This is a genomic window from Pseudonocardia wallangbongensis (genome assembly GCF_054486945.1).
The window spans coordinates 739,732-763,514 of the sequence record NZ_JBRERS010000004.1 but is presented as its reverse complement, the minus strand read 5'-3'; the positions used below and the strand labels follow the sequence as shown (position 1 = coordinate 763,514).

Sequence of the window (23,783 nt, the reverse complement as noted above, 5' to 3'; positions counted from 1 at the left end):
CCCGCGGTGGTGGAGCTCCCCCTCGGGGCGCCGAAGGGTAACCCAGGGCGCGCCCGTCCACACTCCTGCCCGTGTCGCCCGGAGGTGGCGTCCACATGCGCGGTTAGGGTTCGTGGGTGGCTGTCTCTCCCGAACGCGGGGATCGCGTGCACAGCGGCCCCGTGCCGGGGGCCGACCCGGTCGCCGTCGGAGCATGGCTCGCCGAGGAGCTCGGCGACGAGCGCTGGCGGGGCTGTGTGCTGGGGCCGCTCGGGGCGGGCCGGTCGAACCTGACGTACCGGGTGGACAGCCCGGCGGGGGCCGTCGTGCTGCGCCGCCCGCCGGTGGGCCGGGTCGCGGCCACGGCGCACGACATGGGCCGCGAGCGGCGCGTGATCGCGGCGCTGGCCGGCACCGCCGTCCCGGTGCCGCGGGTGTTGGCGGCCGCGACGGACGGGCCCCCGGTGGACGCGCCGTGCTACGTCATGGAGCTCGTCGAGGGCGTCGTACCGCTCGGCGAACTACCACCCGGATGGGCGAACACCGCGGACGAGCGGCGCCGGGCGAGCACGGCCCTCGTCGACGTGCTCGTGGCGCTGCACGCCGTCGACCCGCAGGCCGCCGGGCTCGGCGACTTCGGCCGCCCCGAGGGCTTCCTCACCAGACAGGTGCGACGCTGGGTGGCGCAGTGGGAGCAGGCCCGCGACGGCGTGCCGGCGGACGCGGCGACGGCCGCCGAGCTGTCCCGGCTCGCCGAGCGGCTCGCGGCCACCGTGCCGGCCACCCAGCGGCACACGATCGTGCACGGCGACTACCGCATCGACAACTGCCTGTTCGACGCCGCCGACCCGGGACGCATCCGGGCCGTGCTCGACTGGGAGCTCTCCACGCTCGGCGACCCCCTCGCCGACCTCGGGCTGCTGCTCGTCTACTGGCACCAGGCCGACGAGCACCCGACGTGGCGGGCCGCCCAGCACCTGTCGAGCCCCACCCGGCTGCCGGGCTTCCTGCGCCGCGACGAGGTGGCGGACGCCTACGCCGCCGGTTCGGGCATCGACCTCGCCCCGCTGCCGTGGTACGTCGCCTTCGGCGCGTTCAAGCTGGGCGTGGTGCTCGCCGGCATCCTCGCCCGCGTGCATGCGGGGATGGTGCCGGCATCCATGGCCGCCGGGCTCGACGGCAGCCTCGCCCCGCTCGTCGCGCTGGGCCACCACGTGCTCGCGGAGGGACTGGACCGATGACCGCTGCCCGTAGCCGCCCCTACCAGCGTCGCCGGCAAGGGCCGGTGCTCGTCGTGGTCAGCGTGCTGGCCGTGGTGGCGATCGCCACGTGGAGCGTCGTGTTCGTGACCGCGGGCGGCGCGGCGAGCGCGTCGTCCTGCCCGGTGCCCGACCCGCCGGCCGGTGAGGTGCTGTCCAGCGACGCCCTGGCGGAGGTGCCGCCGGCCCTGCCCAGCACCGTGCAGGTGCAGGTGCTCAACGCGGGCGGGCAGCGCGGGCAGGCCAGCCTGGTGGCCGCTCAGCTGGGCGACCTCGGTTTCTCGGTCAAGGGCACCGACAACGACCCGCTCTTCCCGGACGAGGACATGAAGTGCTACGGCCAGCTGCGTTTCGGCCCGGCCGGTGAGGCGGCGGCCGGCACCCTCACGCTCGTGATGCCGTGCGCCGAGCTCGTGCGCGACGGCCGCCCGGACGCCGGCGTGGACGTGTCGGTGGGTACCGGCTTCGGCGACTTCAACCCGGGCCGCGCCGCGCGCGACGCGATCGACCAGCTCACTGACCCGGGTGGCGGGACCGACGGCGCGGCCAACGCCGACCCGAACGCCGCCGCGGCCGCCCCCGCCCCGACCACCGTGGACCCGGAGCTCGTCGAGGAGGCGCGCAGCGCCAGCTGCTGACCCGGGGTGCGCCGAGCGCCGGCGGGCCCAGGGCGTCGCACACCAACTGTGATGCTCACACACCAACTGCAGTTGGTGTGTGAGCACGGATGTTGGTGTGTGAGCCGACACGGGGTGGGGTGATCGCCGATGTGGTGCGCTCACTGCGGCACGGAGCACTGGAGCGGCGAACACCAGGGTGTCCCAGGCCCACGATCGGCGATTGGGCGCATTCTCGTGTCGATTTCGCCCGCTTTCGCGCCGAAGCCTTGATCATGCCCGCGAAGCCGGCCCCCGACGCTCGAGCCTGCGCCCGTCGACGGATCGTCACACACCAACAGTGGTGCCGGCACACCAACTGCAGTTGGTGTGGGAGCGCCACGGTTGGTGTGCGAGGGACCGTCAGACGTCGGCGGCGCCGTGCTCGCGGGCCAGCGCGGCGAGCTCTTCGGCGATCGCGGGGGTGGCGGCGAAGAGCGCGTCGGCGCCGAGCCCGTCGTCGGGGGGCACGCTGCCGGTCGGGCCGGGTGTCCGCACGAGCGCGCCCGCCTCCTGCGCGATGAGTGCGGCGGCCGCCCAGTCCCACCAGTTGCAGCCGTGCTCCAGGTAGGCGTCGGCCCAGCCCGCGGCGACGGCGCACAGGTCGAGCGAGGCGGACCCGGCCCGCCGCACGTCGCGCACGCGCGGCAGCATCCCGCCGATCATGCGCGCCTGCCGCACCCGGCGCTCCGGCCGGTAGGAGAAGCCGGTGCCGAGCAGCGACAGCGACACGTCGGTGGCACCCGACACGCGCAGCGGCCGCCCGTCGCAGGTGGCGCCGCCGCCGGCGACGGCGCTCCAGAGCCGCCCGGTGGCCGGCTCGATCACCGCGCCCGCCACCGACACGCCGTCCCGGACGGCGGCCACCGAGATCGCGTACCACGGCATGCCGTAGAGGAAGTTCACGGTGCCGTCGATCGGGTCGACCAGCCAGACGGTGCGCGACTCCCCCGCCGTGCTCCCGTGCTCCTCCCCCACGACGACGTCGCCGGGCCGCAGGGCGCCGAGCCGCTCGCGGATGAGGGCCTCCAGCGCGTGGTCGGACGCGGTGACGACGTCCGTCGGGGTGCTCTTCGTGGCCACGCCCGCCGCGCCCCCGCCACGCTCGTCCCACGGGCGGGGCAGCCCCGCGAGGTGCTCGGCGGCCTCCGTGACGATGTCCTCCGCGATGCGGCGCAGGTCGGCGGGCTCGTCGCCGGCGATCGTGGCCGGCTGAGCGGGGGTGGTCGGAGCGGTGGGACGGGCCTCGTTCACGGTGACCATCCGACCACACCGCGACGCGCGGATGCGCGCGCCAGGCCTGCACGGGGCGGCCACCGGGCTCAGCTTCGGCCCGTTGGAGCACACGCAGTTACAATGGCGCAGTACCCCGACGCGGGATGGTCCTCAACACCAGAGATCGAGCACCGTCCGTCGAGGTGCCAGCACAACATTCTCGTCCAGCAGCCGGAGCTCGACGTCTCCCGGCGCACCATAGAGCGCACGCAGCGAGAGGGCCTAGTGGCAGCCGCAGACTCCGCAACCCGTATCGACCCGACCGTCGACCAGGCGGCAGGTCCCGCTCCCGCTCGCCGACCCGGCAAGCGGTCGGGCGCAACCGCGAAGACCGGCACCACCCGGTCACGCTCGGGCGCCAAGACGGCGGGCAAGCCCAGCAAGAAGGCCGACCCCAGCGCCGAGGGCGAGCCCACCGAGCTCGACGGCGAGGTGGAGCTGGACGGCGCCCCCGAGGCCGGGGAGCTGGAGGAAGTCGACGTCGAGCTCGATGCCGAGATCGGGGACGACGCCGTCGAGGTCGTGGATGACGACGATGACGACGACGATGACGAGGAGCCCGCCAACACCGGGGCCAACCGTCGCGCCCCCACCACCCGCAGCTCGCAGCAGAAGCAGTCGGCCGACTTCGTCTGGGACGAGGAGGAGTCCGAGGCGCTGCGGCAGGCCCGCAAGGACGCCGAGCTCACCGCCTCGGCCGACTCGGTCCGCGCGTACCTGAAGCAGATCGGCAAGGTCGCGCTGCTCAACGCGGAGGAGGAGGTCGAGCTCGCCAAGCGGATCGAGGCCGGCCTCTACGCCGCGGAGCGCATGCGCCGCACGATCGACGCGGGCGAGAAGGTGTCGCCGCAGATGCGTCGCGACCTGCGCTGGATCGTCCGCGACGGCGAGCGCGCCAAGAACCACCTGCTCGAGGCCAACCTTCGCCTGGTCGTGTCGCTGGCCAAGCGCTACACGGGCCGCGGGATGGCGTTCCTGGACCTCATCCAGGAGGGCAACCTGGGCCTGATCCGCGCGGTCGAGAAGTTCGACTACACCAAGGGCTACAAGTTCTCCACGTACGCCACGTGGTGGATCCGCCAGGCCATCACGCGCGCCATGGCCGACCAGGCCCGCACCATCCGCATCCCGGTGCACATGGTCGAGGTCATCAACAAGCTCGGCCGCATACAGCGTGAGCTGCTCCAGGATCTCGGGCGCGAGCCCACTCCCGAGGAGCTCGCCAAGGAGATGGACATCACCCCGGAGAAGGTGCTGGAGATCCAGCAGTACGCCCGGGAACCCATCTCGCTGGACCAGACCATCGGCGACGAGGGCGACTCGCAGCTCGGCGACTTCATCGAGGACTCCGAGGCGGTCGTCGCGGTCGACGCCGTCAGCTTCACGCTGCTGCAGGACCAGCTGCAGTCGGTGCTCGCCACGCTGTCCGAGCGGGAGGCGGGGGTCGTCCGGCTGCGGTTCGGCCTCACCGACGGCCAGCCGCGCACCCTCGACGAGATCGGCCAGGTCTACGGGGTCACCCGGGAGCGGATCCGGCAGATCGAGTCCAAGACGATGTCAAAGCTGCGCCACCCGTCGCGGTCGCAGGTTCTGCGCGACTACCTGGACTGAGAACGGCTCCGGAAGGGCCCTCCGAGCTGTACGGCTCGGAGGGCCTTCTTGTGCGTCCGGTTCGTCTCCGGCGCGGGCGCCGATCAGTACCGGTTCACGCGTGCGTCGCGGCGCAGGGCGGCGTCGATGAGGCGGGCCGGGACGGGCACGCCGTGCTGGCTGCGGACCATCTGCCCGGCCGTCGGCACCTGCTTCTTCTCCGGCCACGTGGACGGGTCCCAGAGCGCGGATCGGACGAACGCCTTGCTGCAGTGCAGGAACATCTCCTGGACGGTGACCTCGATCGCGAGGTCGGGGGTCACGCCGGCAACCGCGAGCCGGGGCAGGTACGGGACGTCGGTGACGATCCGGGCGGTGCCGTTCACGCGCAGCGTGTCGCCGACCCCCGGGACGAGGAACAACATCCCGACGTCGGGGTGGGCCAGGATGTTGCGGAGGCTGTCCAGGCGCCGGTTGCCCTTGCGGTCGCCGAAGGCGAGGGTGCGCTCGTCGAGCAGCAGCACGCTCCCCGGCGGATCCCCGCGCGGTGAGACGTCACACGTTCCGTCGGCGGCGGTGCTGGCCAGCAGGAAGAACGGGCTCGCCGCGATGAACCCCGCCGAGACCTCGTCGACGTGGTCGATCGCCTTGTCTGCGACCGCGGCGGACGGCTCCCGCACGATCTCCCTGAGCTCACGCTCGTTCCGGATCTGGCCCATTCGATGAGGTTAGCCTTACTTATCGTTCAGGCGAAAGCGCGGGTCGTCAGCACTGTCCATCCACGCCCGGCGGAAGGGTGACGGACCGGCGTGATGCGGTCGTCCGCGCTGGGCTGGGCCGCTGCCGAGGTGTGGGCGTTGCTGCTCTCCGGTGACGCCCTGCTCGCGGTGTTCCTCCTGCACCAGGGGCGGTGGGCCCGCGAGCCGCTGATGCCGCTGGAGCTGTTCGCGGTCCGCTCGGTGCGCAGCGGGAACATGGTGATGTTCCTGCTGGGGCCGGGCTCCTTCGCCACCCCCGTCCTGCTCTCGCTCTACCTGCGCGACGTGCTCGGCTACTCGCCGCTCCTCGCCGGGTCGGGCTACCTGCCCGTCGGTGTCGCGATGTTCGCCGGAGCGCAGGCCGCAGGGCCCCTCACGGTCCGGCTCGGACCGCGCCGTGCGGCCGTGTCCTTCATGGTGATCGGCGTCGTCGGAACTGACGGCGTCGGCCATGGCGCTCGACCACGGCGGAACGCTCGCGCTGATCGCCGGCCCCGGGATGGTGTTCGGGTTCGGCACCGCGGCCGCGTTCACCCCGCTCACCACCGCCGCCACCACCGGCGTTCCCCGCGGCCGAGCCGGGCTCGCCGCGGGAGTGCTGAACACCGTCCGCCGGACGAGCGGGGCCGTCGGCCTCGCCGCACTCGCCGCGGTCCCGCGCACGGCCCTCGCCCACGGCTACGCCGCGGCGTTCGTGGGCTGCGCCGCCTGCCTGCTCGGCGCGACGGTCGTGGCGGCGGTGACGATGCCGCGGTCCGTCTGACGCGCTCGCTCACCCCGCCGGAACGGCCTCGATCGCGGTCGACGTCGCGGTGATGGGCGACATGCCGGCCACCGAGAAGCCCGCCGACCCGAGGAGCCGCCGCCAGTGGGCCTCGGTGCGCTCGGGGGCCGCGTGGGCGACCAGCATGTTCATGTCGGCGCGGGCGAGGGCGTGGAACTCCTTGCCGGGCTGCATCCGTTCGGGCATCAGGCGCTCGATCAGCACGAGGGTCGACGACGCGCCCATGGCCCGCCGGACGTTGGCGAGGATCTCCGCGGCGCGCTCGTCGTCCCAGTCGTGGATCACGCTCTTCATGACGTACAGGTCGGCGTCACCGGGGACCCCGTCGAAGAAGCTCCCGCTCACCACGTCGCAGCGGTCGAGGACCCCGTTCTTCTCCAGGTGCGGGCGCGCGTTCTCGATCGCGTGCGGGAGGTCGAAGAGGATGCCCCGGGAGCCCGGGTTGGCGGCCAGGATCGCGGCGACCAGCTCGCCGTAGCCGCCGCCGACGTCGGCGATGCACGCGTAGCGGCCGAAGTCGTACCCGGCCACGAGCGTGCGGGTGTTGAGGCGGGTGAGCTCGGCCATCGCCTTGTTGAAGATCGCGGCCCGCTCCGGGTCGTCGCGCAGCGGCTCGAAGCCCGGCTTCCAGTCGCCGCGCTTGCCGGTGGCGATCTCCCGCCCGCTCCGGCCCGTCCGGACGGCCTCCAGCATGAGGCCCCACTCGTCCCAGACGTCCCGGCCCTGGTAGATCGTCCACGAGCGGACCGTGCCCTCGACGTCGGCCTGCAGGAGCCGGCCGGACGGCGTGAGCTCGAACGTCCCGTCGTCGCGCTCACCGACGACGTCGATCGCGACGAGCGCGCGCAACAGCCGGTGCAACGACGGCGCGTGCGTGCTGGTGGCCTCGGCCAGGTCCGCCGCGGAGCGGGGACCGGGAGCGAGCAGGTCGGCGATGCCCAGCTCCGCGGCCGTACGCAGCGCCTGCGGCATCCAACTGCTGTTGACCATCTCCAACAGCCGGGCGGCATGGGCCAGGACGTCACCGTCCCCGGACTCGGCCACGAGGCCACCTCCCACGAAGGTTCGACGACCCTCGAATCATGGGCGGGCCACCGGCCGGGGTACAACCCCCTGCGGGGGTCAGACCCGAGCGCCGGCCGGCAGCGGCTCGGGCTGGTCCGGCTCCCTGTGGTGGTAGGCCCGCCCGCGCAGGGCCGACGCGAGCGCGGCGACCAGGCACGCGCCCGCCGCGAAGCCGAGCGCGAGCGTGAGGCCGGAGGCGAACGGGCCGGAGATCAGCTCGGGGAAGAACGTGCGACCGGTGAGGAACTGCGCCTGCTGCGGGGTCAGCGTCGCGAGGACGTCGGGCCCGAGCAGGTTCTGGATCGGGTTGTCGCCGAGGAGCGCGGCGAACAGCGACCCGACCGGCGGCAGGTTCGCCACGCGCGTGGCGGCGTCGGCGGGTACGCCGTTGGCGACGAGGCCCTGGTAGAGCGTGCCGGGCAGGGTGCTCGCGAGCCCCAGGATGAGCATCGAGAAGAAGACGCCGATGGACAGCACCGTCGCGGAGTTCTGGAACGTGGAGGTCATGCCGGCGCCGACGCCGCGCTGGCCGGGCGGCAGGCTGTTCATGATCGCCGCCCGGTTGGGCGAGCTGAACAGGCCCATCGCCAGGCCGTTCAGCACGAGCAGCGCGGCGAACGCCCGGTAGTCGAAGTCGACCGGCAGCAGGTCCATCAGGGCGAAGCTGGCGGCGGCGAGCACCATGCCGCCGGTGGAGAACGGGCGGGCGCCGAACCGGTCGGAGAGCATCCCCGACACCGGGCCCGCGATCAGGAACCCGATCGTCAGCGGCACCATGTAGATCCCGGCCCAGAGCGGCGTCTGCTCGAAGTCGTACCCGTGTTCGGGCAGCCAGATCCCCTGCAGCCAGATGATCAGGATGAACTGCAGCCCGCCCCGGCCCAGCGCGGCGAGCAGGCTCGCGATGTTGCCCGCGGTGAACGCCCGCAGCCGGAACAGGGACAGGTGGAACATCGGCTCCGGAACCCGGGTCTCGATCCACGCGAACGCGGCGAGCACGGCGGCCCCGCCGATGATGCAGGTGAGCACCATCGGGTTCCCCCAGCCCATGGCGTGGTCGCCGTAGGGCTGGATGCCGTACGTGATGCCGACGAGCACCGCGACGAGCCCGACGGCGAACGTGATGTTGCCCCACCAGTCCAGCCGAGCCTGCTTGCGGATGCCGCTCTCGCGCAGCTTGAGGTACGCCCAGACCGTCCCGAACACCCCGACGGGCACCGACACCAGGAAGATCAGCCGCCAGTTCAGCGGGGCCAGCACCCCGCCCACGATGAGCCCGATGAACGAACCGGCGATGCCGGCGACCTGGTTGATGCCGAGCGCGAGCCCGCGCTGGTGTGCCGGGAACGCGTCGGTGAGGATCGCCGTGGAGTTGGCGAGGAGCAGCGCCCCGCCGACGCCCTGCAGGATCCGCATGATGATCAGCCAGAGCGCTGCGGCGTCGCCCTGCATCCACACGGCGGCGAGCAGCACCGAGAACACGGTGAACACCGCGAAGCCGAGGTTGTACATCCGCGTGCGGCCGAAGATGTCCCCCAGTCGGCCGAAGCTGACCACGAGCACCGCCGTCACCACGAGGTAGCCCATGATCAGCCAGAGCAGGTAGCCGATGTTGCCCGGCGCGAGCGGGTCGATGCCGATGCCCCGGAAGATGTCGGGCAGCGCGATCAGCAGGATCGACATGTTGATCGTGACGATCAGCACGCCGATGGTCGTGTTGGAGAGCGCCACCCACTTGTAGCGGGAACCCTCCGCATCATTGGTTAGCATTGATAATGATTCTACGCCCGAGGGCCTCCACGGGCGGTGTGATCCGTCATTCCCAGCCGATCGACCCGTTCCACGGAACCCGACGGCCCGCCGCCTCGGCCCGCAGCGCCGCCAGCTCGGCCGCACGCTGCAGATCCGACACGGCGATGAGCCCGACCACGCGGCCGCCCCGCTGGACGACGAGGTCGCGGCCGGGGCAGTGCGGGCGGCACAGAACCCGATCCAGCGGCATGTCGTGGTCGACCACGAGCTCGGCCGGCACCGGGCGGGCCACGTCGGCGACGGTGGTCGTCAGGCGCGCTTGCGGCTCGATCGCGGAGAGCTCGGCGAGGTGCAGGCGCCCGACCAGCCGCCCGTCGAGATCGACCACCGGGAACACGCGGTGCCGGGGCCCCTCGGGCCCGAGCAGCTGCTCCACCAGCGCCTGCACCGTCCACCACCCCGGAGCCAGGTACGGCCGCGGCGTCATCACATCGCCGGCGAACAGCTCGGTGGCGGCCATCCGGCGGGTACGGCGACGCCACCGCGGTCTCCTCATGAACCGCTTCCCCAGCAACACGACCCCCAGCAACACGGCACCGATGCTCGTCGAGACGAAGTCCGACGGACGGGGTCGGGTACCCAGGTCGCCGCGCCCCCTACCCGCCGGACCGCCCGACCTGCACCAGCACCTGCTCCGTCAGCCCGAACCCCCCACCGGTGCGGGGCCGCTCGCCCAGCTCCACGGGCCCGCCCACCACGTCGACCGCGACGCCGAGCGCGTTCGCGGTGCAGAGCAGGCGCTGCAGACCCTGCCCGGCGACGAGATCGGCCGCGGGCAGCTCGCCATGGCTGCCGAGAACGGCGAGGAGCGAACCGGGCACGAGGCCCAGCAGGCGCCGCAACCGCTCGCCGTCGGCCGGGTCGACGACGGTGCGCAGCCAGGCGCCCTCGGTCTCGACCGACGACCGCAGCTGCGGCATCGCGAGGGCGGCCGGCACGGACGCGGCGGCCGGCCGGGCCCGCACCAGCGCGTCGAACAGGACGCGCTCGACCCTGGTCGGCCGGGCCGGGGCGCCGCAGCGCACGATCGCGAGCACACCGCGGGTCCGTCCGCCGGGCAGCAGCGCCGTGACCGGCCGGCACCCGGACACCGCCACCGCGAGCCGGACGGCGAGCAACGCGGACCCGACGGCGACGCGAGTCGCCCTGAGCGCGGGCGTGTGGAGGTGCGGCGTCCACGTGACGTGCAGCTCGATCCCACCGTTCTTCGAGACGACCCACCACCGGCGGGCACCGGCGAAGGGCCGGACGTCGACCTCGGCCAGAGCGGCGTCCAGCGTCGCCGCGAGCGGCGAGGCGCGATCGTTCGATCCCAGCGCCGGTTGACGTGCGAGGTGCTCTGCGGTCACCTGGACGAGCGTGGGGGCACGACACCCGACGGACGACGGCCGGAGGGCCCGCGAATCCACGGTCTTCGGTCCGGAAGTGTGCCTGTCGGACGGGCCGGACGCCCCGGTCAGCACAGCGGGACCCGCCAGCGGAGGAGCGTGCCGCCCCGCGACGCCGGCCGCACCTGGAACGAGCCCCCGCACTCGCGCGCCCGGCTCTCCAGGTTCCGCAGACCGCTGCGGGCGCCGCGCGGATCGATCCCGCACCCGTCGTCGGCGACCTCGATCAGCAGCTCGTCACCGGCCTCCACCGTGAGCGTCACCGTCCGCGCCGCCGCGTGCCGGGCCGCATTGCTCACGGCTTCCTGCACCACCGCCACGGCGTGCGTGCCCACCTCGGGCGGGACGACCGTGTCGACCGCCCCGGCGATCCGCACCGAGTTGGACAGCCCGTGCCCCTCCGCCGCCTCCGCGGCCGTGTCCATGAGCCGGCGACGGAGCCCGCCCGCGGCGCCCTCGCCGGCGGTGTGCAGGTCGAAGATGGACGTGCGGATCTCCCGCACCGTCACGTCGAGCTCGTCGACCGCCTGCTGGATCCGCGCCTGCACGGCCGGGTCCGGGCTGCGGCGCAGCGTGCTCTGCAACTGCAGCCCGGTGGCGAACAGCCGCTGGATGACGCGGTCGTGCAGGTCGCGGGCGATCCGATCGCGGTCGCCGAACACGTCGAGCTTCCGCTGCGCCCGGTTCTTCTCCCCCATCTCCAGGGCCAGGACCGCCTGCTCCGCGAACGAGGTCAGCAGCGGCACCTCGCTCGGTTGGAACACCTGCGTCTCCCGCCTCCGCAGTGCGACCAGCACCCCCATCACCCGGTCGTGCGAGTGCAGCGGCACCGCCACCGTGGGCCCGAAGTCGAGGAGCGCGTCGCCGGCCTCGCGCAGCCCGCCGACCGTGGTGGCGAGCACCGCGGTGCGCGCGTCGACCACCTCCCGCAGCAGCGGGTCCCCCGCGTCGACCGACCGTCCGACCAGGTCGACGCTCTCCATGCCGCGTTGCGCCTCGACCGTGAAGCCCGCGTCGGCGGTGGCCGGCCCGAGCACGATGAGCGCCGCGTCCGAGCCGGTCAGCTCCTGCGCGCGCAGCGCCACGAGGCCGAGCGCGTCCGCCTCCGTGGCGCCCGACAGCAGCTCCCCGCGGATCTCCCCGGACGCCTGCAGCCACGCCTGCCGCAATCGGGACTGCTCGAACAGGTCCGAGTTCTGCACCGCGATCCCCGCGGCCGCGGCCAGCGCCTCGAGCACCACCTCGTCATCGGCGGTGAACTCGCCACCACCCTGCTTCTCCGTGAGGTAGAGGTTGCCGAACACCGAGTCCCGCACCCGCACCGGAACGCCGAGGAAGCTGCGCATGGGCGGGTGGTGGGGCGGGAAGCCGACCGATGACTCGTGCGCCGAGAGCTCCGCGAGGCGCAGCGGTCGCGGGTCGAGGACGAGCTGGCCCAGCAGCCCCTTCCCCTCGGGAAGCCGGCCCATCCGGGCGCGGGTGTCGTCGTCGATGCCGACGGTGACGAACCGGGCGATGCGCCCGTCGGGTGCCAGCACGCCGAGCGCCCCGTAGCGCGCGTCCACCAGGTCGACGGCCGACTGCACGATTCGTTGCAGGGTGGCGTCCAGCTCGAGGCCCGACGCCACCGCCATCACCGCGTCGAGCAGGCCCTGCATCTGGTCGCGGAGCTGCACGATCTCGGCGAGCCGCTCCTGCACGCCGTGCAGCAGCTCGTCCAACCGCAGCCCCGCCAGGCCGTTCCGCCGTGGGTGCACCGCACCGAAGTCGTCCGACATCCCGAACCCCAGATCCTCGACCCCCCAACGTCGAGTGAACACCAACTTGGAGCCCGATGAAAGTACTCAGAGGACGGTGCGGCGCCACAGGGGCTCGACGCGGGCCCACTCCCGCGCCCACCGCCGGGAGTTGAGGCGGCCGGTCACCTCACGCACGCCCAGCCACGTCACGGCGAGCGCCGTACCGCCCGCACACAGCACGCCCACCGCCGCGATGATGCCGCCGAACACCTTGTTCACCGGCTGCAACGGCGGTCCCGTGATCTTCCCGGCCGCGTCCACCCACACGACGACCTCGGTGCCGGCGGCGGCGGGGCTCGTCATCACGACGGAACCGGTGTGCTCCGTCCCGGCGCGGTCGATCCAGCGGACGGGGGTCGGCACCAGCTCGTGCAAGCCGTACTCGCCGGTGGCCACGACCGCATCCTCGAGCAGCACGACACGCGTCCGGGACATCGAGCCGTCGCTCTCTCCGGCCTCCTCGCCGTGCACGGCGAGGCCGGTGAGGCAGGCGCCCACGACCACCAGAAGCGCCCCCGCGGTCAGGACCCAGGCTGCGATGTCCTCGATGCGGTCGGTGACGCGGCGGGGCAGCCGCCCCGTCCCAGGGTCGTCCGCCATGTGGCGACGCTGCCACCCCGGCGTCCACCACGACAGGGCCGTGGGGCCCGGGTCGTAGGGCCTACCGGCAGCCATGCCCGGTCACACGCCGTCGCGGGGTTCCGGAGGCGGCTCGTCCGCAGGCCGGCTCCGCCGCTCCCGGTCGCCGGCCTGCCCGACGCTCGCCTCGACGGCGGTCGACAGGCCGGCGAGCGTGCGCCGCGTGCCCTCCCGCACCTCAGGGGTGCGCAGCCGGTCGCCCAGCTCCGTCATCGCCGCGTCCACGGACCGGAGGGACGGGCGCGCCTTCGGATTCGCGTCGCCGTCCTCACCCCCCGCCGGTCGCGCGGGCCTGCGGACGTGCCCGGCCAACGCCTTCAACTCACCGCCGACCGCCGTCCACGCCTCCCTGGCGCTGCCCGGCGGAGGCTCGACCGCGCGGGCTTCGCCGGTGTCCCCCGGCTCGTCGACGGCCTGCGGGATCAGCACCCACGCCACCAGGTAGGCCACCACCGCCATCCCGCCGGAGATCAGGACCAGCAGCACCGCCGCGATCCGGACGATGACGGGGGCCACCCCGATTGCGCGGGCGATCCCGGCACACACCCCGCCGAGGACACGATCCCGCCGACTCCGGCGCAACCCGGCCACCGGCCGGCCGTTCGGTTCGCTCGTCGCCATGCCACCACCGTCGACCCCGAGCAGGTCGGAAGGATAGGACCGAACGGCCCCACAACGGCCCGGAGGGGTCCGGGGACCGCTCGGCCGTCGCTCCCCAGCACGGTTGGGCGGTCCCCGGACCAGCCGGAGGTGCCGACGCCGCGCCGGCCGACGTGCCCCGTCAGGCACCTCGGCGGCCGCAGGCCGTCCGTCCCTCCGGCGTGCACGAGCATCGCTCGGCTGGAGGTGTCCGGACAGGGTCCAAGGGCCCGTTCCAGCAGGAAGAACGGCGGGCCCACCAGCCGGGCGCCCGCCATGATCGGCACCACGGGGACCTGCCGCCCGTATATGGGCGCCAGGTCCCGGGTCTGACGATCACGGCGCGCGGGCAAGGGTCTCCGTGATCTCTCGGATCGATTCCGAGGGCTGGGTGTGGAGTCCGTGCCAGGTGAAGCGGAGCAGGTCCCAGCCGCTGCGGGTGATGAAGTTGCCCTTTCGCCGGTCGTTGCGGAACCTCTCCGGGTCGACGTGATACGCCCAGCCGTCCACCTCGACGGCCACGCGCTGCGCGGGGAAGGCCAGGTCGATCAAGTACGGGCCGAGCGGGTGACCCAGCACCCAACCGGCGATCCCCGCGTCGCGCAGCAACTGAACGAGCACCCGCTCCGCGGCGGAGGCGGCGCGGTCGGCCGCGGCTGTCAGGAGCTGACCGGCCGCAGCCGACCCCGGCCGTCCCATGTTGCGGCAGTAGGCGCGGTAGACCTCGGCGAACGGGACGTGCTTCTGCAGCGCTCGGTCGAGGAACACCGAGCCGTCCGGCAGGGCCACCGCCGTCTCGAGCGCGGCGAACGGCTTGGCGGCGACCCGCACGCCGGATCGCTGCCGCACGTCCTCGACAGCGAGGTCACGCCGGTGGATCAGGATGCCCGGCTGCGACTTCGGTTTGTTGCCCGCCGGCACGGTCAGGTCGATGAGAATCGGGGCCCGATCCAGCATCCGGTGCCAGTACGCGGCCGCAGGCCCCGTGATCACGCCGTGCGGTCCAGCCCAGAGCGCGGCCGCCCAGATGCGCGCCTCGTCGGTGTAGCGGTGCCCACCCACCAGGAAGATGGCGGGTCGCACCCTCTGCCAGCGTCCTTCCGCGACCCATCGCCGGACCGTGGACCCGGATATCCCGCAAGCCTCGGCCTGCCCGAGGGACACGACCCCGGCCTGCTGCTCCACCAGTGCTTCGAAGGACACCGCGCCAGCATCGGCGAAGCCCCGTCCGCCCCGTGGCCGTTCGGGAGAATTGGGCCCGTTGATCGCCGACTGCGGGACCTGGCGCTCGTATGTGAGCGGGAGGTCCCGATTCCGCTGATCAGCGGGCGGCGGGGCGGGCGCCGAGGGCCGCGACGAGCAGGCCCCCAGCGAGCACCCGCTCGCAGCCGCGATCGTGCAGGCCGCCCGGGAACGCGGTCTGACCGTCGCCGACGCCGACGACTTCGACTCCCTGCCCGGTCGCGGCGTGGGCGCCACCGTGGTCGCCGTGACCGCCGACGGCCGCCCGGCCGGGTTGCTCGCGCTGGTCGACCGGATCCGCCCGGGCGCGGCCGACACGGTGGCGCGGCTCGCGGAGCTGACCGGCCACCCGCCCGTCCTGCTCACCGGCGACAACGAGGCCGCCGCGCACCGGGTGGCCGCAGCGGTCGGGATCGGCGACGTCCGGGCCGGTCTCCTCCCGGACGCCAAGGCCGCGGCGGTGCGCGACCTGCAGGCCGCCGGGCATCGGGTGCTGCTCGTCGGCGACGGCGTGAACGACGCCCCCGCCCTCGCGACCGCCGACGTCGGGGTGGCACTGGGCGGGCGGGGCGTCGCGCTGGCGGTGGAGACGGCGGACGCCGTGATCGTCCGCGACGACCTCGCCACCCTGCCGAACCTGCTCGGCCTCTCCCGCCGCGCTCGCCGGGTGGTCCGGGCCAACGTCGCGATCGCGGCCACCGTGATCGCCGTGCTCGTGACGTGGGACCTCGTCGCCACCCTCCCCCTCCCGCTGGGCGTGGCCGGCCACGAGGGTTCCACGGCCGCGGTGGCGCTGGGCGGCCTGCGCCTCCTGCGAGCGGCGGCATGGCGGCGCGCAGGAACACCGGGCCGGGCGCGCGTGTTGCGCTACCGCGACAGGTGAGCGGCGGCCACGCTCTTCGGGACGACCATGCGCCAGGCGTCCACCACGAACTCGCGCATCTCGTCCTCGGGGAGAGCGGCCGTCCAGGTGTGCACCCAGTTGAAGCGCTGGTCGGAGAGCCCGGGCAGGTGGAACTTCGCGGGGTCGGACGCGATGAGCGCGTCGCGTTCCTCCTTGGGGAACGCGAAGCCCATCTCCGTCTCGTCGCGGGAGAACGCGACGTAGACGATCTGGCCGACGCGGAACTTCACGCGGTCGCGGATGAGGTGCTCGGTGGTGCGGGGCAGCGACAGGGCGAGCCGCCGCACGGAGTCGACCGTGACCATGGGCCCAGCTTCCTCCGGGGGCACGACAGTTCCGGCCCGGTGAGCGGTCTCACCGCGATCTGGATCGATTCCGGGCCCGCCTCCCGGGATGCTGGAGACCGGTGCCCGCCGTCGCCGCGCCACCCGCCCGCAGAAGTCGACGATCACGGACCCGCCATGCCTTTCCCGCTCGATCCCGCACGCCTGCGAACGGCCCGCCGCCGCAGGCCGACACCTCACTCCGTGCGCCGGCACCGCATCGCCGCGACCGTGCTGTTCACCGTGGACGGCGCCGTCTTCGGCTCCTGGGCCGCGCGCATCCCCGACGTCGCGACGGGCGTCGGCGCAGGTCCGACGACCCTCGGGCTCGCCCTCCTGTGCGTGTCGCTCGGCGCGCTCGCCAGCATGCAGCTCACCGGCGCGCTCTGCGCCCGGTTCGGCCCGGGGCTCGCCGGGGTGGCCGCCGCGATCGCCACCAGCGCCGCGATCGCCCTCCCCGGCCTCACCGGCTCGGTCCCCGGGCTCGCGGCCGCGCTGCTGGTGTTCGGCGCCGCGACCGGAACGTTGAACGTGGCCGCCAACGCCATCGGCGTGCAGGTCGAAGCCGCGCTGCACCGGCCGGTGCTGCCGTCCCTGCACGCCGGGTTCAGCTTCGGCGGGCTCGCCGGGGCTGCCGCCGGTGGGGCCGTCGCCGCATCCGTCTCGCCGGCCGTGCACCTGCTCGTCGTCGCCGCGCTCGGAGCACTCGCGACGGCGGTCGTGGCGCCCGCCCTGCTCGCCGCCGACGGTGCGCGAGCCCGGGACGGCGACGAACGACCGGCGCCGCGCGGCACCACCCGCGGCATCGTCGTCGTGCTGGGCGTCATCGCAGGGTGCACGGCGTTCGGCGAGGGCGCCGTCACCGACTGGGGTGCGCTGCACCTGCAGGAGATCGGCGCGACGCCGGTGCTCGCGGCCGCCGGCTACTCCGGTTTCTCGCTCGCCATGGCCTGCGGCCGGCTGGCCGGGAACGGCCTCGTCCACGCCCTCGGACCGACCCGCGTGGTGACCGCCGGGGCGCTGCTAGCGACCGCGGGGGCGCTGGTGGTGGCCACCGTGCCGGACGTCGCGATCGTGCTCGCCGGCTTCGTGCTGATCGGGCTCGGCCTGGCCAACGTCTTCCCGATCGCGATCGCGCGGTCCGGCGCCCACGCCGGCGCCGGCGGGGTCGCGCTCGCCTCGACGGTCGGCTACACCGGGCTGCTCGGCGGCCCGCCGCTCCTGGGCATCGTCGCCGAGGCGGTCGGGCTGCCCGTCGCCTTCGCGACCGTCGCCGCGCTGGCCGCGGTGGCCGCGGCGCTGGCCGTGCCCGCGCTGGGTGGCGGCGAACGCGTGCTCCAGGCCATCAGCACCGCCGTCGCGCGGCACACCTCGGAGCTCGGCGTGCTCCACGCGCAGCTCTCCGGACCCGCCGCCGACCGGCGCCCGTACCCCGGGCTCGAAGCCCTAGGTGGCTGGTGTCGAACGGGGTGTTCGGGAGTGTGACCCGCTTGGCTGGCGGGTCATGCGGGCTGCGAGCTTCTCTGTGATCGAGTTGCCGGGGTGGTTCCGCGTGTTCCGCGGAACGCGCTTCGCGGTTGTGCTGGCCGACAGGCTGGCGAGGACAGGCCTCGGTGCTGGTGTATCGCTGCTGGTCAGCCTGCCGTTGCCCATCCCTGGGCGGTTGTGCGGACGCCGAGCACGGCTAGCCGGGCGTAGTTGACCGCGGCGGCCAGTAGCCGGAAGTCGGCGTCGACGCGGCGGGTGCCGCGGACCCGGGCGCGTCGCCCGCCGTGGCGGCGGCGCATCAGGTGGGCGAGCTTGCGTTCGACCTTGGGGCGGGTGGCACGGTAGTCGGCGATCCAGGCGGGGTCGGTCTGGCGTGACCGGGCGTCGGTGAGGGTCTGCTCGTGCAGGCCGATGTTGATCGTGCGCCCGCCGGCGGCGGTGGTGCACTGCGCGCGCAGCGGACACGCCTGGCAAGCCGTCCCGAAGTAGGCCATGCCGCCGCCGGCACGGGCCGGCCGGATCGAGGCAGTGACCCCGCCCGGGCAGCTGACCGTGCCGGCACCGAAGCCGGGGTCGAGGTCGGTACCGAGGTTGATGTCGAACCGGTCCTTGCTGAACCGGCCGCCCGCCGCGGTGGGTGTCTGGGTCTTGCAGCGCGACTCGATCCCGGCATCGAGCAGCCGGTCGTGGAACTCGCCGGTGCCGTAGGCGTTGTCGCCATAGACCGTCGCCGCCTCGCCGCCGTCCTCGCCGCCGTCCTCGCCGCCGTGCGCGTGCGGCTCGGTGGTCTCGGGCTCGGTGGCCGGGCCGGCTGGTTGTGACCCGGCGGGGCCGGGCTGGTCGTCCTGCTGGTCGTCCTGCTGGTCGTCCTGCTGGTCGTCCTGCTGGTCGTGGAGAAGGTCGGCGATCAGGTCCTGCGCGGCGCTAGCGTCACCGGCGTTGCCCGGGGTGGCCTTGGTGGCGGTGATGATCTCCGAGTCCGGGTCCACCGCGGCGTGGCCCTTGTAGCCGTCGAACCCGCGCGCCGAGGTCTTGTGCCCGTGCCGAGTGTCCGGGTCCACCGTGGAGATCACCCGGTCCTTGGCGACCCGGCGCGCGATCTGCAACACCCCGTCAGGGCCGGATTCCAGATCCTGGCCCAGCACCGTGGCCAGCAGCGTCGCAGCCTGACCCACCGCATCGTCGAGCACGCGCCCATCCAGCACGGCCAAGGCAGCGAACCCGTCCCGCGCCCGGGAGTCGATCAACTCCTCACGAGCAGCCCGGTCATCCCAGTCGATCTGTGGTTTACCGGCCGACGCGTAGTCATCCCCACTGCTCAGCACCGCCCGCAGCTCCGCGTTCAGGTCGGTGTTGGCCGCGGTGTCGGTGGCTGCGAGCAGCCCACGCAGCGCCGAGCGGATCAACGTGACGGTGTCCATCGTGGCCACCGCGTCATACAGCGGCGTGGAGTCCAGCACCCGGCGTCGGCCGACCAAACCGGCCTCGTGCGCCGCTTCCAGACCCACCTCGAAGATCCGGTTCGGGCGCTGCGAGCCGCGCAGCCGCTCGCGCATGTCGACCAGCACCGTGTGCGCGAACCGAGCCCACCCACCGGCGCCGTAGCCGCCGGCCCCGGCCGCGTAACGCCACCGCACGTCGAAGGCGTACCGGTCGACCGCCTCCCGATCCGACAGCCCATCCAGGCGCTGCAACACCATCACCGTGGCCACCACCGACGGCGGCACCGACCGCCGACCCCGATCAGTGAACAGGTCCGCGAACAGCTCGTCCGGGAACAACCGGTCCCGCTCACGCGCGAGGAACCGGTAAATCGAGTTCTCCGGCAACGACTGCTCACAGAACCCGGCAGCGTCGTCGAACAGGTCGACCTGGCGATCGGCACGCCCCAGCGTCACCCCGAGATCCTCTCCCAGCCGGTCACCCAACCGGGCGACCGCCACGCGAAAGACACCAGCCACCTAGGAGCGTGCTGAAGGACCCCGACCTACTGCGCGACGCCCAGGCGGCCACCTCGCTGCGTTGTCGTCGTCGCAGATACAACCCGGTATCGGCCTTCCTCCTCCGCCTTGCGATGCGGCCACCTGGCCGCCGCTCGCTACGGCCGAAGCCCTTCAGCACGCTCCTAGCCACCTGACGACAGGAGGCCCGAGATGGACGCTCCCACCCTGACCCACCCCACCTCCATCCCGACCGTCGCCGCGGTCCAGGGCAAGCTCATGCAGGGCGTGAGCTACGCGATCCCGTTCGTCGTCACCGGTGGCGTGCTGCTCGCGCTCGGCTACGCGCTCGGCGGCGCGGCGATCGGCACTGCACCCCCGGTGACCGACGGCTTCGACTGGCTCGCCGGCACGAGCTGGGCCGCGCTGCTGCACCAGCTCGGCACCCTCACCTTCGGGCTGCTCGTGCCCGTGGTCGGCGGGTACATCGCGCACGCCATCGCCGACCGCCCGGCGCTCGTGCCCGGTTTCGTCGGCGGCACCGTCGCCGCCCAGACCGGAGCCGGTTTCCTCGGCGGGCTCGTCGCCGGGGTGCTCGCCGGGGTGCTCGTCGACCGGCTCGCGCGCTGGCACCCACCCCGCGCCGTCGCGGGCCTGCGTCCCGTGCTGGTCCTGCCGCTGGCCGGCACGCTGGTCACCGGCGCCGTGATGTGGCTCGTCGTCGGCGCACCGCTGGCCGCCCTGACCGCCGCGCTGACGAGCGGCCTCGCCGACCTGTCCACCGGCAGCCTCGCGCTGGCCGGCGCGCTGCTCGGGCTGATGGTGGCCGCCGACCTGGGCGGGCCGATCAACAAGACGGCTTACACGTTCGCCGTCGCCGGGCTGGCCACGGGCGCGCCTGCGGCGCTGACGACGATGGCCGCCGTCATGGCCGCGGGCATGACGCCGCCGCTCGCGATGGCGCTCGCCACCACGCTGCGCGGCCACTGGTTCACCCCCGCCGAGCGGGAGAACGGGCGCGCGGCCTGGCTGCTCGGCGCCGTCTACGTCACGGAGGGCGCCATCCCGTTCGCCGCCGCGGACCCGCTGCGGGTGCTGCCGTCACTCCTGGCCGGATCCGCCGTGACCGGCGGGTTGTCGGCCGCCTTCGGCGCCGCGGCGGCCACCCCGCACGGCGGGATCTTCGTGCTCCTGCTGGTCGGCAACCCGTTCGGCTACCTCCTCGCGATCACCGCCGGCACCCTCGTGTCGGCCGCCGCCGTTCTCGGCCTGAAGGCGCGGGAACAGCGGATTCGGGAATCCCGCGCCCGGGATCCTCTGTGCCACGATCCGTGAGCAGGACAGAACGGGGGGTCACGTGACGCGGCACGAGGGATCGATGATCCGGCGGCGGGTGCTGGCCCGACAGCTGAAGCTCCTGCGCGAGCAGTCCGGCCTCACCCTGGAGCACGCGGCCCCGAAGCTGGACTTCTCGGTGAGCAAGCTCAGCCGCATCGAGAACGCCCAGGTCGGCATCGACGTGCACTGGGTGAAGAGCATGCTCGACGTCTACGACGTGGGCGGCGCCCGGTGGAACGAGCTGCTGGACCTGGCCAGGGAAGCCCAGCAGCCCGGCTGGTGGCGGGCCTACGGGCTGGGCAACAACAGCTACATCGCCTTCGAGACCGAGGCGAGCCGGGTCCAGGTCTTCACCCTCGGGTACGTGCCCGGCCTGCTCCAGACGGCGGACTACGCCCGGGCCCTGATGCGCGCGGTGCCGGTGCGGCGCTCGGAGGAGCAGCTCGACAACGAGGTCGCCGCTCGCGTGCATCGCCAGCAGCGCTTGTCCTCCACGGAGAGTCCGCTGGAGCTGGTGGCGGTGATCGACGAGGCCGCGCTCCACCGTCCGGTGGGCGGGCCGGACGGGCTTCGTGAGCAGCTCGACCACCTGGTCGCCCTCGCCGGGCTCGACGCCGTCACCCTGCAGGTGCTGCCGACCGCGGTCGGCGCCCACGCAGCACTGGCCTCCGGGTTCAGCATCCTCCATTTCGGCGACCTCGAAGAGCCGGACATGACCTACATCGAGCACACCGTCGGTGCGCTGATGCTCGACAAGGACGGCGACGTCGCGCGGGCTAGGCTGGCGTTCGAGCATGTGGTGTCCGATGCGCTCGACCCGCCCGAGTCGCTGGCGCTGATCCGCCGGCTGGGCGGTGGGTGAGCCCGTCCGAAGGGGAAAGGCCGTGCACGACGACGAGCTCCGCTGGTTCACGAGCACCTTCAGCGGCGGCAATGGTGACTCCTGCGTCGAGGTGGCGTTCCTCCCCCGCGAGGTGGCCGTGCGGGACACGAAGGACCGGGCGCTGGCCGCACACCGCCACCCGGCGTCGAGCTGGACGGAGTTCCTGGCGGCCGTGCGATCGGGCGAGTTCGACCGTCCCTGACCCGACTTCACAGACCGAGTAGGCCCTTCACACAAGGCCCGCCCTGTCCGCCCTGTGTGCAGCCCGGGCTGGGTCTGTGAAGTGGCCGTGGTCCGCCGGCTCGGGGCGATCGCCCAGTTCGTCGGCCACCGACTTGACCACCCGCCTCGTCTCGCTGCGGCGCACCACCCACGTCGTCAACGAGAGCGGCAGGTCGCGCAGCGGCGTCCAGCGCCAGCCGGGCAGCTGCCTGCGCGCCGTGCGCGCCCCGACGACCACGGCGTCGGCCCGGTGGGCCTCGGCCGCCGCGAGGGCGTGCTCGACGAACCGGGCGAAGAGCCAGGTCGGGTGCACGCCCGCGGTGGTGGTGGCGGCCAGGAGGCGGTCCTGCTGGTCGGGCACCTGTCCCCGCGAGTGGATCAGGATGCGCAGCCCGTCGAGGTCGGCCAGCCGGGCGGTGGCAAGCTCGTGACCGGGGCGCAGCGCGATGCCGAAGGGCTCGGTCCACAGCAGCTTGCCGATGTGCCCCGACGGCGGCGCCTGGTGGACGAGCCCGACGTCGAGCTCACCCTTCTGCAGCGACCGGAGCTGCTCGGACGTGTTGGCCTCCACGAGCGCGAGCGTGCAGTCCGGCACGCCCGCGCCGATGGCCCGCACGGTCTCCACCAGCCAGTCCGGCGGGATGCCGGGCGGTACCCCGACCGACACGGTCTCCCGCGCCCGGTCGCTGCCGGCGACGACGTCGGCCGTCGCCGCTTCGAGTGCCAGCAGTTGGCGGGCGTGGCCGGCGAGCGCGGTGCCGGCCGGCGTCAGGGCGACGCCGCGCGCGCTGCGTTCCAGCAACGGCCGTCCGAGCTCGTGCTCGAGCGACCTGATCTGGCGGCTCAGCGACGGCTGGGCCACCAGCAGGTGGGTCGCGGCCCGGTTGAGCGAGCCGAACTCCGCGACCGCGAGGAAGTAGCGCAGGTGCCGCAGCTCCACCCGCCCACCTTATGCCTTTGAGGCAGAACTTGCGGTAGCGAGCAGGACCTGGACAGCACAGTCGGCACGACCTGTACTTCGTCTATGCCTGGTTGTTCTAACGAGCGGGTCGCCGTGGTCACGGGCGGCGCCGGTGCGCTCGGCGCCGCGTGCGGCCTGCGGCTCGCCCGCGACGGCGCGACCGTCGTCCTGGTCGACACCGACGGCGACGAGGCCGAGCGGCAGGCCGAGCGGATCCGGACCGGGACCGGCCGTCCCGCCGTCGGCCGCGAGGTGGACGTCACCGACGAGAACGACGTCGAGCAGCTGGTCGACGAGATCGGCTCCCGGTTCGGCCGCCTCGACCAGCTCGTCAACGCGGCGGGGCGCAACGCCCGCGGCGGTTTCGCCGGGATGCGCGCCGACTGGGACCAGGTCGTCGCCGTCAACCTCTGGGCGCCCGCGCTGCTGTGCCACGCGAGCGCGGACCTGCTGGCCGTGGGCGGCGGCGCGATCGTCAACATCGGCTCCCGGACCTGGCTCTCCGGCGGCCCCGCGGCGTACGCGGCGTCGAAGGCGGGCCTGGTGGGGCTCACCCGGGCGCTCGCCGTCGAGCTCGGCCCCCACGACATCACGGTGAACGCGGTCGCACCCAGCATGGTCGTCACCCCGTTCACGCGCAGCGGCCGCAGCGACGCCGAGTTCGACGCGATCGTGGAACGCCACCGGGCGATGGCCGCGATCCCGCGCCTGGCGACCCCCGAGGACGTCGCGAACGCGGTGGCGTTCCTCGCGTCCGACCAGGCCCGGTTCATCACCGGCGAGGTGCTGCACGTGTCCGGCGGCGCGCAGCTCGCGCCGAGGCCCTGAGGGAACCGGCG

22 protein-coding genes and 1 pseudogene are annotated in these 23,783 nt (G+C 73.6%); 10 read left to right on the top strand and 13 right to left on the bottom strand.

Annotated features, from left to right (window positions below; all coding sequences use genetic code 11):
• Positions 1–116 precede the first annotated feature (116 nt).
• Positions 117–1,220, top strand: a complete 1,104-nt coding sequence (locus ACU436_RS18890) for a phosphotransferase family protein (protein WP_459026980.1) — start codon at positions 117–119, stop codon at positions 1,218–1,220.
• Positions 1,217–1,876, top strand: a complete 660-nt coding sequence (gene cei, locus ACU436_RS18885; RefSeq protein WP_459026978.1) for an envelope integrity protein Cei — start codon at positions 1,217–1,219, stop codon at positions 1,874–1,876. Before ACU436_RS18890 ends, cei begins: the two co-directional genes overlap by 4 nt.
• A gap of 381 nt (positions 1,877–2,257) precedes the next feature.
• Here the strand turns inward: cei and ACU436_RS18880 are convergent, their stop codons facing one another.
• Complete coding sequence (locus ACU436_RS18880) at positions 2,258–3,157, bottom strand: inositol monophosphatase family protein (RefSeq protein ID WP_459026976.1); 900 nt, start codon at positions 3,155–3,157, stop codon at positions 2,258–2,260.
• Between the two features lie 237 nt (positions 3,158–3,394).
• Between ACU436_RS18880 and ACU436_RS18875 the strand changes: the two genes are divergently transcribed.
• A complete protein-coding gene (locus ACU436_RS18875) occupies positions 3,395–4,780 on the top strand; it encodes an RNA polymerase sigma factor (RefSeq protein ID WP_459026975.1) in 1,386 nt (461 codons plus the stop codon).
• 83 nt (positions 4,781–4,863) lie between these two features.
• On the opposite strand, the gene ACU436_RS18870 is transcribed toward ACU436_RS18875, so the two are convergent.
• A complete protein-coding gene (locus ACU436_RS18870; protein WP_459026973.1) occupies positions 4,864–5,478 on the bottom strand; it encodes an MSMEG_1061 family FMN-dependent PPOX-type flavoprotein in 615 nt (204 codons plus the stop codon).
• A 490-nt stretch (positions 5,479–5,968) separates the two neighbouring features.
• Here ACU436_RS18870 and ACU436_RS18865 point away from each other — a divergent pair, with 490 nt between their 5' ends.
• Complete coding sequence (locus tag ACU436_RS18865; protein WP_459026971.1) at positions 5,969–6,280, top strand: hypothetical protein; 312 nt, start codon at positions 5,969–5,971, stop codon at positions 6,278–6,280.
• Between the two features lie 9 nt (positions 6,281–6,289).
• On the opposite strand, the gene ACU436_RS18860 is transcribed toward ACU436_RS18865, so the two are convergent.
• The 8 genes from ACU436_RS18860 to ACU436_RS18825 form a co-directional block, all read right to left on the bottom strand.
• Entirely contained in the window at positions 6,290–7,345 is a 1,056-nt protein-coding gene (locus ACU436_RS18860; protein ID WP_459026969.1) for a methyltransferase, read from the bottom strand.
• Positions 7,346–7,423: 78 nt separating this feature from the next.
• Complete coding sequence (locus ACU436_RS18855) at positions 7,424–9,136, bottom strand: MFS transporter (RefSeq protein WP_459026968.1); 1,713 nt, start codon at positions 9,134–9,136, stop codon at positions 7,424–7,426.
• A gap of 46 nt (positions 9,137–9,182) precedes the next feature.
• A complete protein-coding gene (locus tag ACU436_RS18850; protein WP_459026967.1) occupies positions 9,183–9,674 on the bottom strand; it encodes a CBS domain-containing protein in 492 nt (163 codons plus the stop codon).
• A 100-nt stretch (positions 9,675–9,774) separates the two neighbouring features.
• Positions 9,775–10,527 (bottom strand): hypothetical protein, encoded by a 753-nt coding sequence (locus tag ACU436_RS18845; RefSeq protein ID WP_459026965.1) that lies wholly within the window; start codon positions 10,525–10,527, stop codon positions 9,775–9,777.
• Between the two features lie 107 nt (positions 10,528–10,634).
• Positions 10,635–12,344, bottom strand: a complete 1,710-nt coding sequence (locus ACU436_RS18840) for a sensor histidine kinase (RefSeq protein WP_459026963.1) — start codon at positions 12,342–12,344, stop codon at positions 10,635–10,637.
• A gap of 66 nt (positions 12,345–12,410) precedes the next feature.
• Complete coding sequence (locus tag ACU436_RS18835) at positions 12,411–12,965, bottom strand: Rv1733c family protein (protein ID WP_459026961.1); 555 nt, start codon at positions 12,963–12,965, stop codon at positions 12,411–12,413.
• A gap of 81 nt (positions 12,966–13,046) precedes the next feature.
• Positions 13,047–13,625: a PspC domain-containing protein gene (locus ACU436_RS18830; RefSeq protein WP_459026959.1), complete on the bottom strand. Its 579-nt coding sequence runs from the start codon at positions 13,623–13,625 to the stop codon at positions 13,047–13,049.
• A gap of 354 nt (positions 13,626–13,979) precedes the next feature.
• A complete protein-coding gene (locus ACU436_RS18825) occupies positions 13,980–14,846 on the bottom strand; it encodes a DUF559 domain-containing protein (RefSeq protein WP_459026957.1) in 867 nt (288 codons plus the stop codon).
• A gap of 172 nt (positions 14,847–15,018) precedes the next feature.
• On the opposite strand from ACU436_RS18825, the pseudogene ACU436_RS18820 reads away from it, so the two are divergent.
• A pseudogene (locus ACU436_RS18820) lies at positions 15,019–15,768 on the top strand (HAD-IC family P-type ATPase); the annotation flags it as partial.
• Here the strand turns inward: ACU436_RS18820 and ACU436_RS18815 are convergent.
• A complete protein-coding gene (locus ACU436_RS18815) occupies positions 15,753–16,094 on the bottom strand; it encodes an MmcQ/YjbR family DNA-binding protein (RefSeq protein WP_459026955.1) in 342 nt (113 codons plus the stop codon). The pseudogene ACU436_RS18820 and the gene ACU436_RS18815 sit on opposite strands and share 16 nt — an antisense overlap.
• Before the next feature lie 156 nt (positions 16,095–16,250).
• Between ACU436_RS18815 and ACU436_RS18810 the strand changes: the two genes are divergently transcribed.
• A complete protein-coding gene (locus tag ACU436_RS18810; protein WP_459026953.1) occupies positions 16,251–17,597 on the top strand; it encodes an MFS transporter in 1,347 nt (448 codons plus the stop codon).
• 149 nt (positions 17,598–17,746) lie between these two features.
• Here the strand turns inward: ACU436_RS18810 and ACU436_RS18805 are convergent, their stop codons facing one another.
• Positions 17,747–19,498 carry a transposase gene (locus tag ACU436_RS18805; protein WP_459026952.1) on the bottom strand — a complete coding sequence of 584 codons (1,752 nt, stop codon included), beginning with the start codon at positions 19,496–19,498 and terminating at the stop codon, positions 17,747–17,749.
• A 255-nt stretch (positions 19,499–19,753) separates the two neighbouring features.
• Here ACU436_RS18805 and ACU436_RS18800 point away from each other — a divergent pair, with 255 nt between their 5' ends.
• From ACU436_RS18800 to ACU436_RS18790, 3 genes are read left to right on the top strand one after another with little or no spacing between them, the layout of a single operon-like run.
• A complete protein-coding gene (locus ACU436_RS18800) occupies positions 19,754–20,875 on the top strand; it encodes a PTS fructose transporter subunit IIC (RefSeq protein ID WP_459026950.1) in 1,122 nt (373 codons plus the stop codon).
• 43 nt (positions 20,876–20,918) lie between these two features.
• Positions 20,919–21,740 carry a helix-turn-helix domain-containing protein gene (locus tag ACU436_RS18795; RefSeq protein ID WP_459026948.1) on the top strand — a complete coding sequence of 274 codons (822 nt, stop codon included), beginning with the start codon at positions 20,919–20,921 and terminating at the stop codon, positions 21,738–21,740.
• 22 nt (positions 21,741–21,762) lie between these two features.
• The gene (locus ACU436_RS18790; RefSeq protein WP_459026946.1) at positions 21,763–21,963 is read left to right on the top strand and encodes a DUF397 domain-containing protein; all 201 of its coding nucleotides are present in this window, start codon (positions 21,763–21,765) and stop codon (positions 21,961–21,963) included.
• A 27-nt stretch (positions 21,964–21,990) separates the two neighbouring features.
• Here ACU436_RS18790 and ACU436_RS18785 read toward each other — a convergent pair whose 3' ends face one another.
• The gene (locus tag ACU436_RS18785; RefSeq protein ID WP_459026945.1) at positions 21,991–22,923 is read right to left on the bottom strand and encodes a LysR family transcriptional regulator; all 933 of its coding nucleotides are present in this window, start codon (positions 22,921–22,923) and stop codon (positions 21,991–21,993) included.
• An 84-nt stretch (positions 22,924–23,007) separates the two neighbouring features.
• Between ACU436_RS18785 and ACU436_RS18780 the strand changes: the two genes are divergently transcribed.
• Positions 23,008–23,772 (top strand): SDR family NAD(P)-dependent oxidoreductase, encoded by a 765-nt coding sequence (locus ACU436_RS18780; RefSeq protein ID WP_459026943.1) that lies wholly within the window; start codon positions 23,008–23,010, stop codon positions 23,770–23,772.
• Positions 23,773–23,783 lie beyond the last annotated feature (11 nt).

Coding starts and splice junctions, on each gene's coding strand:
- cei (WP_459026978.1), top strand. CDS start 1,217: ATGACCGCTGCCCGTAGCCGCCCCTACCAGCGTCGCCGGCAAGGGCCG.
- ACU436_RS18880 (WP_459026976.1), bottom strand. CDS start 3,157: ATGGTCACCGTGAACGAGGCCCGTCCCACCGCTCCGACCACCCCCGCT.
- ACU436_RS18870 (WP_459026973.1), bottom strand. CDS start 5,478: ATGGGCCAGATCCGGAACGAGCGTGAGCTCAGGGAGATCGTGCGGGAG.
- ACU436_RS18865 (WP_459026971.1), top strand. CDS start 5,969: ATGGCGCTCGACCACGGCGGAACGCTCGCGCTGATCGCCGGCCCCGGG.
- ACU436_RS18855 (WP_459026968.1), bottom strand. CDS start 9,136: ATGCTAACCAATGATGCGGAGGGTTCCCGCTACAAGTGGGTGGCGCTC.
- ACU436_RS18850 (WP_459026967.1), bottom strand. CDS start 9,674: ATGAGGAGACCGCGGTGGCGTCGCCGTACCCGCCGGATGGCCGCCACC.
- ACU436_RS18840 (WP_459026963.1), bottom strand. CDS start 12,344: ATGTCGGACGACTTCGGTGCGGTGCACCCACGGCGGAACGGCCTGGCG.
- ACU436_RS18835 (WP_459026961.1), bottom strand. CDS start 12,965: ATGGCGGACGACCCTGGGACGGGGCGGCTGCCCCGCCGCGTCACCGAC.
- ACU436_RS18830 (WP_459026959.1), bottom strand. CDS start 13,625: ATGGCGACGAGCGAACCGAACGGCCGGCCGGTGGCCGGGTTGCGCCGG.
- ACU436_RS18815 (WP_459026955.1), bottom strand. CDS start 16,094: ATGGTCACGGTCGACTCCGTGCGGCGGCTCGCCCTGTCGCTGCCCCGC.
- ACU436_RS18810 (WP_459026953.1), top strand. CDS start 16,251: ATGCCTTTCCCGCTCGATCCCGCACGCCTGCGAACGGCCCGCCGCCGC.
- ACU436_RS18800 (WP_459026950.1), top strand. CDS start 19,754: ATGGACGCTCCCACCCTGACCCACCCCACCTCCATCCCGACCGTCGCC.
- ACU436_RS18795 (WP_459026948.1), top strand. CDS start 20,919: ATGATCCGGCGGCGGGTGCTGGCCCGACAGCTGAAGCTCCTGCGCGAG.
- ACU436_RS18780 (WP_459026943.1), top strand. CDS start 23,008: ATGCCTGGTTGTTCTAACGAGCGGGTCGCCGTGGTCACGGGCGGCGCC.